We start from the raw sequence: 11,784 nt of genomic DNA, 5'->3' as shown, positions 1-11,784 counted from the left end.
TAGTCTCCTTAGAGTAGTCAAGCTACATGATTTATAAAGAGAACACAGGCTATTTATATCATACTATAGATGACTAGAAAGGAAAGCGATGATTACTACCTTCAAGGTATGTAATTATCATACAAGAATTTATGAATAAAAAGAAAGAATCTGTACCATCTAGAAAACAAATTGCTGAGTATTGGAAAGGTAAATATATTTCTAAAAATTTGGAGGTGATTGATGATTATGAGGAAGATGCTTTGCCTGTAATTTCTGATTGGGGAGAACCAGAATGTTGGGCATGTTGCGAATTTAATTTAAAAATTTATAATAATCCAAATTATGAAAAATTAAGAACTAGTAAAAATTATATGATAATATGGAATCTTCCTGAAGTTAAATTTTTACAAAAGGCACATATTAAATCTAAAATGTTGGGTGGTGAAAATGTACCATCAAATTATTTCTTGTTATGTAAGGAATGCCATCAAGAGAGTCCAGATTTTCAAGATCCTAGGTACTTTTTTGCGTATATTCGTAATTCTAGAAAAAATGAAGTGAAAATTAGAAAAAGAAGAGAGAATGAGATGATGCGTGCTATTTATGAATTAGCGTTTCAATTGAATAAAAATATATTCACAATAGATAAAGCATATAAAAACTTACCTAATTCATTTGAAAAAATGGGCTTGCATATAACAAATTATTCCCTGTACACACTTGCATCCGGAGTTGTCGATGTCATGGATGATTTAAATCTAGATTTACTAAGTGATGAAGAATTTGAAAAAATGAAAAATGAATTTTTAAAATATGATATTATTTTAAAAAAATAACGTTGAATTTAGAGAGTATTATAGTTATATAGTTGGTTTAGATTATGCAATTTCAATAGTAAAACTTAATCATATTTTAAGTATATTACAATATAATTATTCGTAAATTAAAATGCCACATGTTCATGATCTCAAAAATAGGCTATAATAGAATTATGAAAAAACTAACATTAGAAAGTAAGATCAAAGATTTATATCAAAACCCGGTAGGGCATGATGCTTTATATAAAGTATTGATGCAATTAGGTTTGAATGAAAAACTAATTACAAATTCACTTGTATCTAACTTAAAGCTCAAAACAATCGCCCGATTTACTCGTAAGCAATTAGGTGATTCTTTTTTCGATGCGTTGTTGCATTTGGTGAACATGGAAAAGGATGTTCCATTTGTATCAAAGGGCGAAATAACAAAGAAATGGTGGAAAGAAGCGGTTTTCTATCAAATTTATCCAAGAAGTTTTTATGACAGCAATCATGATGGTGTTGGTGATTTAAAGGGTATTATTGAAAAATTGGATTATTTAGCCGATCTAGAAATTGATGCAATATGGCTATCTCCGATTTATGATTCTCCAAATGATGATAATGGTTATGATATTCGAGATTATCAACAAATCATGAAAGAATTTGGAACGATGGAAGACTTTGATGAATTACTAGAGAAAGTCCATCAAAAAGGAATGAGGCTGATCATGGATCTGGTAGTAAATCATACTTCAGATGAACATGAATGGTTTCAAAAAGCGTTGCATGATCCTCAAAGTAAATATCGTGACTATTATTTTCTGAAAGAGCAAGATACATTGCCAAATAACTGGACATCATTCTTTTCCGGTTCTGCCTGGAATCATTACGAGAAAGAAGGATTATGGGGATTACACCTGTTTTCTAAAAAACAAATGGATCTAAACTGGGATAATCCTCATGTTCGAGAAGATATCATTGCGATGATCAATTGGTGGCTGGATAAAGGTGTGGATGGTTTTCGCATGGATGTCATCAATTATATATCCAAAGAAAAGGGTCTTCCATCAGGAAATGAAACGATTGGGAAAATGATGGGTTACACAGGTATTGAACATTACTATTATGGGCCTCATTTACATGAATATTTACATGAGATCCACAAGAAAGCTTTCGCCAAGCATGATGCCTTTTCTGTAGGTGAAACACCCGGCTTAGGGATGAAGATGGCCCAGCTGGTGACCGGCGAAGAGAGGGAAGAATTAGATATGATCTTTTCCTTTGATCATTTAGAAACACCGGGTCATGTTCGTTTTGAAGATTATGTTTATGATCTGAATTATTTCCGGGATTATATGATTGAATGGATCGAAAATTATGGTAATAACTGCTGGATGTCCATTTTCTATAATAACCATGATAATCCTCGAATGATTTCTAAGATATCAAATAAAAAAGGATATCATGAATCCATTGCCATTTTGTTAGCCGTCATGCAAATGACCTTAAAAGGCACTCCTTTTATCTTTCAAGGAGACGAGATGGGTTTAGTCAATTATCCTTTTACCTCTATGTCACAGATCAGTGATGTCGAATCAAAAGGCTATTATGAAGAACATATTCAAACACAGTCGCATGAAGAAGTTTTTAGGACAATACTTGCCGGTACTCGAGAACATACACGCGTCTTATTGCCATGGAACAAGAAGTTTCCAAATCATCATCAAGGGCTTCATCAGCCTATCAATGAGAATGTATTCAAGGCTTATAAGGAATTGATTTCTTTAAGAAAAAGTGATATACAATTAATATATGGTGATTTCAAAGTGTTAAATAAAAAGAAAAATCGTTTTACTTACCAGCGAGATCATTACCTCATAGATTGTAACCTAGGTGAAAGACCACAAAAAGCTCATCCTGTAGATGAGAGCTATGAATGTATCTTTCCTAAGGAAATATTTTCAAATGAGTTACAAGCCTATGAAGCAAGAATTTACAGAAAGAAGGGTTAAAGATGAAAGTATTATTGATCAATGGAAGTCCTCGGGCAAATGGTAATACGGCCATTGCTTTGGATGAAATGGTAAAGGTTTTTAAAGAAGAAGGCATTGAAAGCGAAGTTGTACAAATTGGTCAAAAGGATGTTCGCGGATGTATTGCCTGCGGCAGCTGTTATAAAACGGGTAAATGTGTTTTTGATGATGTGGTAAATGAGTGTGCCGCAAAATTTGAAGAATGTGATGGCTTGGTCATCGCCAGTCCTGTTTATTATGCCAGTGCGAATGGTACTTTGATTTCCTTCTTGGATCGTTTATTTTATAGCACTCATTTTGATAAACGTATGAAAGTAGGAGCGAGTGTAACGGTTGCAAGACGTGGCGGCTGTTCTGCTACTTTTGATGAATTGAACAAGTACTTTACGATTTGCGGTATGCCGATTGCGTCCAGTCAATATTGGAACAGCGTGCATGGTGCCAAAAGAGGCGAAGCAAATGAAGATCCGGAAGGTTTACAGACGATGCGCACCCTTGCCAGAAATATGTCTTTTTTAATGAAAAGCATTGCTTTAGGAAAAGAAAAGTACGGTTTACCTGAAAAAGAAGCCCAGCAATCGACAAATTTTATACGATAAAAAATTCATATTTATATGATCATAAAGGTTCCATTCCAGGAATCTTTTTCTTTATATTTACAGTAAAATGTAGACATTATGAGATAATTTGAAAAAGATTCAAAAAATACGAATTATCTGCTTTATTGATCCTTTTTTATTATAATCCCTTTGAAAGAAATTGTCTGCTTTATCGTTCATCATACTTTGAATGGAAAGGAGACAGAAATGAAATTCAAAAAATTATGCAGCTTCGTGCTATCAGCACTTATGGCACTAACGCTGGGAAGCTATTCACTTTCTGCTGTTGAGAGTGGTAACAGCACTTCACAAAAGTGGGATGTTTCCAAATCAAAAAGTGCTGAACGTATTGATGAAGACAGATGGGAAGTAACATTGTCATTGCCTTCAAAAGAATATGTTCCTACCACGGATGTTGTCTTTGTTTTAGACAGATCCAGCAGCTCTGTCATGACTGATGTAAAAGCAAAAGCAAATGAGCTTCTTGCTGAACTGGCAGCCAAAACGGGTGAAGGTAAGGGTAAGATCAATGTGGCAGTTGTTAATTTTGATTATGAAGCACATGTAACTTTAGGCCTTACTGAATTGACAGAAACAAGTCTTGATACGATTCAGAAAGCTGTCAATGAGACGACAAAGAGCGGAACGAATCTTGAGGCAGGTATCCTTGCGGGTACGAAGATATTAGACGATGACACATCTGTTCCTGCAGAAAATAAATATCTGGTATTGGTATCGGATGGAATTACTCACGCATGGAATGAAGACCATACAGCAGGTGGTCAGACAATGACAACTTATTGGATGACCAATAACGATGGAACAGTTGGTGTTTATGATGGTACGACGCCTTATGTATATTTTAGAAGAGATGATAAGGTTACTTCATATGAAGATTTGCATCCTTCAATGATCACAGCTGAAAAGGATCTGCCTTATGGAATAGGATCAGAAGTGACAGAAGATGATTGTGTCGTATCAACAGATCTAACCGTTCAAAATGCACCATTTCCTAATGTATATTCACAGGTTGAATTAGCAACTTATTATGCAGCCCAGGCATGGAATGCAGTAAATGAATCTTATCATACACTTACATTATATTGGGAAGTGGATAATGATCTTTATCCTTTAAGCGTTGATTTGATGACAAATGTTTTAGGGGCTTCTTCTGTGGATACGATCGACGCTGCATTTGAAGAATTACAGAATGAAATTGTTTATCTGTTAGACAATGGTACAGTGACTGATGTTATCGGTGAAGATTTTGTTTTAGATGAAAGTGTTCCTTTCACACTGACTGTCAATGGTGAAGAAGTAGATCTGGCAGCGACAGATGATTATGCCGTTTCGCACTCAAATAGTGTTATCACATGGGATATCAATGTCCCAGTGAAAAAAGATGAGCCGGTACAGCTGACGTATGTCGTAAAATTAAAAGACAGCGCTAAAGCAGAAGCCGGTTCTTTCACAACACCAACGAATGAATCAGCCACGCTGGACTATAACGACAGCAAAGGAAATAGTGGCAGTGAAGCTTTTGAACAGCCACAGGCCTCTTATGAAATCGGTATTTTAGAAGTAACACATCGTTATGATGAAAGTGTGAAAGAAGAAGATCAGATATTGACATTACCGGAGGTATTTACTTCAGAACCAGTTATCGTCGATTGGACTGAGAAACATTTCAACAAAGAAGATGCTGAGAATCGTGTAGATTATGACGGATTTGATGTGGTCGTAAATCTGACATATCCAAATACGCAAACCGTAACGATGACCTTGGATGAATTCAATCAAGCAAATGAACATGGTCTTATAGCACAAGCAGGTGTGACAAGTGTTGAATATGTATATACGAAAACACAGGTTCCGGTGATTGATGATATGGAAAACCCGGATACTGATGAAACAGTGACGAATACGCCGAATACATCAGATACTTTACATCTTTATTTGATGGCTGCCGCAGGAGCCCTTTTGATTTTGTGTATGAGTGCTCTTTATGATTTTAGAAAGGAATTTTTCAAATAAAAAATGAACGTTGAAAAACTACGGCAGGAAGTTTATCAAATTGTACAGGATGATGTAAAAACGGAACATGTCATGAATGTTGTACTGGAAAGTAAAAAAGAAGAGGAAGAGAAGCGCAAAGAGAAAATTTTAAATGGCATCAAAGCTGCACAAAACAAAGGGGTGGTCTTTGGCAGGCCAAAGAAAAAAGTGCCGCCTCAGTTTGATGTCATTTATGAGATGTATATGAATCATCACATATCAAGTCGGGCAGCTGCAAAGATGCTGGGAGTTGCACAAAGTACCTTTCTTAAATGGTGCAACGGACATGAAGTTCAATGAAAAATAGAGGAGGAAATCATGTAAACGATTTCCTTTCTTTATGTAAAGAAATTGTATTGAAAAAATGTTAAATATGTGATAATGTCTATGTATTCTTGATTAAAATCAAGAGGGAGGTAAGATATGGAGAAGTTTTTTAAGCTTAAAGAAAACGGAACCAGCGTGTCTACGGAAGTCGTAGCAGGTATAACAACCTTCTTTGCGATGGCTTACATCATTGCGGTCAATCCGAATACGTTAAGTCAGGCAGGCATGGAATGGGGCGCTGTTTTCTTGGCAACGATTATTTCTGCTGTGATTGGTACACTGATCATGGGATTAGTTGCTAATGTACCTTATGCACAGGCACCGGGAATGGGGTTAAATGCTTTTTTTGTTTATACGGTTTGTTTCCAATTAGGATTCAGCTGGCAGCAGGCATTATCCATGGTGTTTATTTGCGGTTTGATCAATATTTTTATTACCGTTACAAAAGTAAGAAAGGTAATCATTAAAGCGATTCCAAAATCATTGCAGAATGCAATTGGTGGAGGTATCGGTGTATTTATCGCTTATTTAGGTTTCCTAAATGTTGGCTTTATCAACTTTGATAGTGGTGTTCCTGCTATTTCAACATTAAATCAGCCGGTATTATTAGTCTTTTTGATTGGTCTGGTATTGGCTGTCATCCTTACTTTAAAAAATGTGAAAGGCGGTATTTTGATAGCTATTGTCGTAACAGCTTTGATAGGTATTCCTTTCGGTGTTACGACGACAACGGATACGGTAAGTTTTATGGATGCCGTTAATGCATTGCCGTCAACATTTGGAGTAATCTTTACTTCAGCAGGTCTTCCATCATTATTTACAGATCCGGCCAAGCTGCCGCTTGTGATCATCACGATTTTTGCCTTCAGCATGTCAGATACATTTGATACGATCGGTACGTTTATCGGTACGGGCAAGAGAAGCGGTATCTTCTCTGAAGAGGATGAAAAAGCACTTGAAAATGGCAGTGGATTTAGTTCTAAAATGGACAAGGCTTTATTTGCCGATGCGACAGCAACTTCCATTGGTGCTATTTTCGGTACTTCCAATACAACGACATATGTAGAAAGTGCAGCCGGTATCGGTGCCGGCGGAAGAACAGGATTGACTTCTGTAGTAACAGCAATCTGTTTTGCCTTAAGTGCTTTTTTAGCGACTTTTGTCAGTGCGATTCCTTCAGCTGCGACAGCTCCGGCATTGATCATCGTAGGATGCATGATGGTTTCATCATTTGCGGAAATCAACTGGGCTGATTTAGAAGAAGCGGTACCTGCTTTCTTTGCAGGATTGTTCATGGCTCTATGTTACAGTATTTCATACGGTATTGCCAGTGGCTTTATCTTCTACTGCTTAGTCAAGATCGTAAAGAAACAGGCAAAAGAAATCCATCCGATCATTGCGGTAGTTGCTTTATTGTTTATCCTGAATTTTATTTTACTTGCAATTATATAGAAATTAAACATTATTATTTGAATAGAGAAATGGTCTTCGTACTGTTTCTCTTTTTTTTATTATTACCTTTGGGTAATAACAAGATAACTAATCGAGAATTCGCTAAAAGCCATTGTTTCTTTATAATGATATCGAAGGAATTTGAATCAGATCAAGGAGGAGTCAGTGATGAAAAAAAGAGAATTAGGAAAGAGTGGATTGTTTGTTTCACCGATAGGGTTAGGTTGTATGGGCTTTTCTCATGCTTATGGAAAACCGATGGATAGAGATGAAGCAATCCAGATGATTCGTGAAGCTGTAAAGATTGGTTATACATTTTTCGATACCGCAGAAATCTATGGTACGGCAAGCAATCCTCATGAAAATGAAGAAATTGTCGGGGAAGCTTTGAAACCTTATCGTGACCAGGTGGTAATTGCAACGAAGTTTGGTATCAGTTTTGACACAGAAAGCGGCAAGGTTCCAAGTCCTCTGATACCGGATGCAAGAGAAGACGTTATCCGTAAATCGGTAGAAGAATCTTTAGCACGATTGCAGGTTGATACGATCGATCTATATTACCAGCATCGTATTGATCCGCATGTTGAGCCGGAAAAGGTTGCGAAGGTCATGAAATCTCTCATTGCAGAAGGAAAGATCAAACATTGGGGTGTTTCAGAGGCAGATGAGGAATATATTCGCCGGGCTCATGCTGTTTGCCCGATTACGGCCATTCAAAATCGGTATTCAATGATGGCTCGTTATCATGAAAGATTATTTCCGGTATTAGAAGAATTGGGGATTGGTTTTGTTGCCTTTTCACCAATTGCAAATGGTTTTTTGAGTGGAAAATATGGAAAAGACAGTCATTTTGATAAAGAATTGGATTATCGAAGCACAATGCCGCAGTTTACGAATGAAGCGATTGATGAAAATCAAACATTATTAAACTTATTAAAAGAAATTGCTGATAAGAAGAATGCCACTTGTGCTCAAATATCATTGGCATGGATGTTATGCAAGAAACCTTATCTGAGTGCGATTCCGGGAACAAGGAAACTGGAACGTCTTAAAGAAAACTTTGCTGCCTGCGAGATAGAGCTCAGTGAAGAAGAAATTCAAATGATCGATCAACAGCTTGATCAGATACCGATGTCTGCTGTATTTGGCGGTTCTGCGATAAAAAAGTAAGGAAGGGATAAGATGAAAGTCATATGCTAACTTCTATGAATAGAAAAATTGATGGCAGTTATATGTCAAAAAAAGAGTGCTGCTTGGCTTTACAGGCATATAATCAGATAAGAAATGATTATCATGCACAGGCTGTTGTCTATACTTGGACAACGATGAAAGAAGGATATGTGAAGATAAAAAACAGGATCATATCAAGGCATTATCCATTTTCTTAAACATTGACTTTCAATTTCTTTCAAATTAAAATATTGTCATAAAGGAGTCATTTATGTACAATCCACAGCTTGAAACGTTTATCATGGTTGCCGATGCGGGAAGCTTTAATAAGGCCGCTGAACAGATTTATATAACCCCGACAGCAGTCATCAAACAAATCAACCTATTAGAGGCAAATTTAGGCGTAAAATTATTTGACCGTACCCATCGTGGCTTAAAACTTACAAAAGCAGGCATTTCCTTGTATAAAGATGTGAAATATATCATTCAATATTGTAAAGATTCCGTGATTCGTGCACAAAATGCCATGCAGGAAGATACTCAGATATTACGAATTGGTTCCTCACCGCTGACTCCTGCACAGATACTATTGGAATTATGGCCGAAGATCCAGGCATATTGTTCTGATATTAAATTTCAAATCATACCTTTTGAAAATACGGAAGAAAATGCCAGAGAAATTTTAAAAAATTTAGGTAATCGTATTGATGTCGTAGCCGGTATTTTTGATGATACGATGCTGAATCTTAGAAATTGTGATGGTTTTGAAATTAAAAAAGTACCGCTGTGCGTTGCTGTTTCGATCCATCATCCTTTAGCGGCAAAAAGAAAGCTAGCTGTGTCTGATTTATATGGACAATCTTTATTGCTGATGCATCGTGGCTGGAGCTGTTATGTCGATGATCTGCGTGATGATATCTGGCAGCATCACAATCAAATACAGATCAAAGACTTTGATTTTTATGATGTTAATATTTTTAATCGTTGTGAAAATGGAAATGAGATATTAATGGCTATTGAGGCCTGGTCAGTCGTTCATCCTCTTTTAAAAATAATTCCGGTTGATTGGGATCATTCGATTCCATATGGCCTGCTTCATTCACCTCAGCCATCTCCTACTGTAAAAAAATTCCTTGATGCCATTCAGAAAGTGATCCAGCAAGACAAAGAATAGTTATAACATAAAGGTATATATTCATGAACAAACCAAGACTTCAAAAGAAGCCTTGGCTTTTTTATAATGACATTGTAAAGAGGAAAAATTCAGTAAATTGAATAAAATCTTTAATTAGAAGGAGGAAAATGATGAATAACTTTATTTTTGAAAATAAGACCAAAGTTTATTTTGGGAAAGGATGTGTACAGGAATATCTAGGCTGTTTAACAAAAAAGTATCAAACGATCATGCTTGCTTACGGCGGAGGATCCATCAAAAAGAATGGGATCTATGATGAGATCATGACGATTTTAACTGCACAGAACAAGAAGGTTGTAGAATTTTCAGGAATTATGTCAAATCCTACTTATGCCAAAGTAATGCAGGGAGCAGAACTTGTCAGAAAAGAACATGTGGATATGATCCTAGCTGTTGGCGGTGGTTCTGTCATGGATTGCTGCAAGGCAATTTCTTTGGCGGCCCGCTATGAGGGTGATGTCTGGAATGATTTTTGGACACATAAAGGTGTGATTGATTTTGATATATTGCCTTTAGGAGTAATCGTCACTGTAACAGGAACAGGAAGTGAAATGAATGGCGGGGCAGTGATTACGAATGAAGAATTAAAAATCAAAACGGGTCGTGATTATCCGGCTTGCAATCCAATGTTTGCCTTATTAGATCCTGCTTATACTTTTACGGTTTCAAAAAGACAGATGGCAAGCGGAGGCTTTGATATTCTTTCTCATATCATGGAAACGTATTTTGGAGAGCCAAATGAAAATAATGTATCGGATGATCTTTCTGTTGCTTTGATGAAAAATGTGATCAAAAACTTAAAAATAGCTATCGAAGATCCTATAAACTATAATGCAAGAAGCAATCTGATGTGGGATGCGACCATGGCTGAAAACAGGATCATTAAACTAGGAAAGCAGACCGATTTTGAAGTTCATCAGATGGAGCATCAGTTAGGTGCTTATACCAACTGTAATCATGGAGAAGGGTTAGCGGTGTTACATCCAACCTATTACCGCCACATTTATCAATATGGTTTATCCAAATTTAAACAGTTTGCCATAGAGGTATGGCAGATCAGTGAAGAAGGCAAGAGCGAAGAACAGATTGCTTTGGAAGGGATTGATGCGTTAGAAAAATTTATTCATGAGATCGGGTTGCCTTCAAGCTTAAAGCAGTTAGGTTTACAGGAGGATATCGATCTAAAGAAGATTGCCGATTCATGTAATATCATACCTACAAGCTATAAACCAATGACTCATGAAGAAATATATGAAATATTTAAAGAATGTTGGAAGTAGAAGGTAAAGATGTCAGTGCAGATGAATCAATTTTAGGTGAAGATGGTAAAATCGATGCGGATCGGTTAGAAACTATTTCCTATGATCCATCTCACAACACATATGTGAAAGTACAGGGAATGATCGGTCGTGCTTTTCATGATGGAAATACTTTAAAGTAAAGGAGTGAATAAATATGGAATATGTAACATTAAACAATGGCATTCAGATGCCTGTATTGGGATATGGAGTTTATCAGGTAAACAATGAAGAATGTGAAAGATGTGTCTTAGATGCTATCAGTGCAGGGTATCGTCTTATTGATACAGCTCAGTCGTATGGCAATGAGGAAGCTGTGGGAAATGCAATCAAAAAATGTGGCGTTCCTCGTGATCAGCTATTTATTACGACAAAGGTATGGATCAGCAATGGCGGTTATGAAAAAGCAAAGGTTTCTTTACGTGAATCCTTAAAAAAGCTTCAGAGCGAGTATATCGATCTCGTCTTGATCCATCAGCCTTTTAATGATTATTATGGTACGTATCGGGCAATGGAAGAAGCCTATAAGGAAGGCTGGATCCGTGCAATTGGTGTATCAAATTTTTATCCTGACAGGTTGATTGATCTTTGCAGTTTTGTAGAGGTAAAACCGGCAGTCGATCAGGTAGAAACCCATGTTTTTCATCAGCAGAAAGAGGCTCACGAATATATGAAAAAATATAATGTCCAGCATGAATCATGGGGACCTTTTGCGGAAGGAAGAAAAGATTTCTTTACAAATCCTGTTTTAGTAAAGATTGGCGAAAAGTATTCCAAGAGTGCTGCTCAGGTCGCTCTAAGATATTTGATCCAAAGCAATGTCGTTGTGATTCCTAAGTCAACACATAAAGAAAGAATGATTGAAAATATAAA

Annotated in this window: 12 protein-coding genes; all 12 read left to right on the top strand. The window is 36.6% G+C overall.

Annotated elements, in window-relative coordinates; genetic code table 11:
* Positions 1-131: 131 nt before the first annotated feature.
* Positions 132-818, top strand: coding sequence for a hypothetical protein (locus Q0K35_RS08525; protein WP_294562249.1), 687 nt, complete (start codon positions 132-134; stop codon positions 816-818).
* Between the two features lie 155 nt (positions 819-973).
* Positions 974-2,794, top strand: a complete 1,821-nt coding sequence (locus tag Q0K35_RS08520; RefSeq protein ID WP_294562247.1) for an alpha-glucosidase — start codon at positions 974-976, stop codon at positions 2,792-2,794.
* A gap of 2 nt (positions 2,795-2,796) precedes the next feature.
* Entirely contained in the window at positions 2,797-3,414 is a 618-nt protein-coding gene (locus Q0K35_RS08515; RefSeq protein ID WP_294562245.1) for a flavodoxin family protein, read from the top strand.
* 207 nt (positions 3,415-3,621) lie between these two features.
* Positions 3,622-5,448: a vWA domain-containing protein gene (locus tag Q0K35_RS08510; RefSeq protein ID WP_294562244.1), complete on the top strand. Its 1,827-nt coding sequence runs from the start codon at positions 3,622-3,624 to the stop codon at positions 5,446-5,448.
* A 3-nt stretch (positions 5,449-5,451) separates the two neighbouring features.
* Positions 5,452-5,769: a hypothetical protein gene (locus Q0K35_RS08505; protein ID WP_294562243.1), complete on the top strand. Its 318-nt coding sequence runs from the start codon at positions 5,452-5,454 to the stop codon at positions 5,767-5,769.
* Positions 5,770-5,892: 123 nt separating this feature from the next.
* Positions 5,893-7,248, top strand: a complete 1,356-nt coding sequence (locus Q0K35_RS08500) for an NCS2 family permease (RefSeq protein WP_294562242.1) — start codon at positions 5,893-5,895, stop codon at positions 7,246-7,248.
* A gap of 168 nt (positions 7,249-7,416) precedes the next feature.
* Positions 7,417-8,418: an aldo/keto reductase gene (locus Q0K35_RS08495; protein WP_294562241.1), complete on the top strand. Its 1,002-nt coding sequence runs from the start codon at positions 7,417-7,419 to the stop codon at positions 8,416-8,418.
* A gap of 35 nt (positions 8,419-8,453) precedes the next feature.
* Positions 8,454-8,636, top strand: a complete 183-nt coding sequence (locus Q0K35_RS08490) for a hypothetical protein (RefSeq protein WP_294562240.1) — start codon at positions 8,454-8,456, stop codon at positions 8,634-8,636.
* A 53-nt stretch (positions 8,637-8,689) separates the two neighbouring features.
* Positions 8,690-9,592: a LysR family transcriptional regulator gene (locus tag Q0K35_RS08485; protein WP_294562239.1), complete on the top strand. Its 903-nt coding sequence runs from the start codon at positions 8,690-8,692 to the stop codon at positions 9,590-9,592.
* A gap of 131 nt (positions 9,593-9,723) precedes the next feature.
* The gene (locus Q0K35_RS08480) at positions 9,724-10,893 is read left to right on the top strand and encodes an iron-containing alcohol dehydrogenase (RefSeq protein WP_294562238.1); all 1,170 of its coding nucleotides are present in this window, start codon (positions 9,724-9,726) and stop codon (positions 10,891-10,893) included.
* Positions 10,881-11,054 (top strand): hypothetical protein, encoded by a 174-nt coding sequence (locus tag Q0K35_RS08475; protein WP_294562237.1) that lies wholly within the window; start codon positions 10,881-10,883, stop codon positions 11,052-11,054. The genes Q0K35_RS08480 and Q0K35_RS08475 overlap by 13 nt, the downstream gene beginning before the upstream one ends.
* 14 nt (positions 11,055-11,068) lie before the next feature.
* Positions 11,069-11,784, top strand: a 716-nt coding sequence (locus tag Q0K35_RS08470; protein WP_294562236.1) for an aldo/keto reductase, incomplete at its 3' end; no start/stop codon positions are given.

Origin of the sequence: uncultured Traorella sp. (assembly GCF_944327115.1) — a bacterium.
In the GTDB taxonomy this organism is placed as follows: domain Bacteria; phylum Bacillota_I; class Bacilli_A; order Erysipelotrichales; family Erysipelotrichaceae; genus Traorella.
Note: the sequence above shows the minus strand (reverse complement) of the source record. Positions and strands in the feature narration are given on the sequence as shown.

What these genes read in the sequence shown, in the direction of transcription:
- Q0K35_RS08495 (WP_294562241.1), top strand. Translation starts at nt 7,417, where the DNA reads ATGAAAAAAAGAGAATTAGGAAAGAGTGGATTGTTTGTTTCACCGATA.
- Q0K35_RS08525 (WP_294562249.1), top strand. Translation starts at nt 132, where the DNA reads ATGAATAAAAAGAAAGAATCTGTACCATCTAGAAAACAAATTGCTGAG.
- Q0K35_RS08475 (WP_294562237.1), top strand. Translation starts at nt 10,881, where the DNA reads ATGTTGGAAGTAGAAGGTAAAGATGTCAGTGCAGATGAATCAATTTTA.
- Q0K35_RS08520 (WP_294562247.1), top strand. Translation starts at nt 974, where the DNA reads ATGAAAAAACTAACATTAGAAAGTAAGATCAAAGATTTATATCAAAAC.
- Q0K35_RS08515 (WP_294562245.1), top strand. Translation starts at nt 2,797, where the DNA reads ATGAAAGTATTATTGATCAATGGAAGTCCTCGGGCAAATGGTAATACG.
- Q0K35_RS08485 (WP_294562239.1), top strand. Translation starts at nt 8,690, where the DNA reads ATGTACAATCCACAGCTTGAAACGTTTATCATGGTTGCCGATGCGGGA.
- Q0K35_RS08510 (WP_294562244.1), top strand. Translation starts at nt 3,622, where the DNA reads ATGAAATTCAAAAAATTATGCAGCTTCGTGCTATCAGCACTTATGGCA.
- Q0K35_RS08500 (WP_294562242.1), top strand. Translation starts at nt 5,893, where the DNA reads ATGGAGAAGTTTTTTAAGCTTAAAGAAAACGGAACCAGCGTGTCTACG.
- Q0K35_RS08480 (WP_294562238.1), top strand. Translation starts at nt 9,724, where the DNA reads ATGAATAACTTTATTTTTGAAAATAAGACCAAAGTTTATTTTGGGAAA.
- Q0K35_RS08490 (WP_294562240.1), top strand. Translation starts at nt 8,454, where the DNA reads ATGAATAGAAAAATTGATGGCAGTTATATGTCAAAAAAAGAGTGCTGC.
- Q0K35_RS08505 (WP_294562243.1), top strand. Translation starts at nt 5,452, where the DNA reads ATGAACGTTGAAAAACTACGGCAGGAAGTTTATCAAATTGTACAGGAT.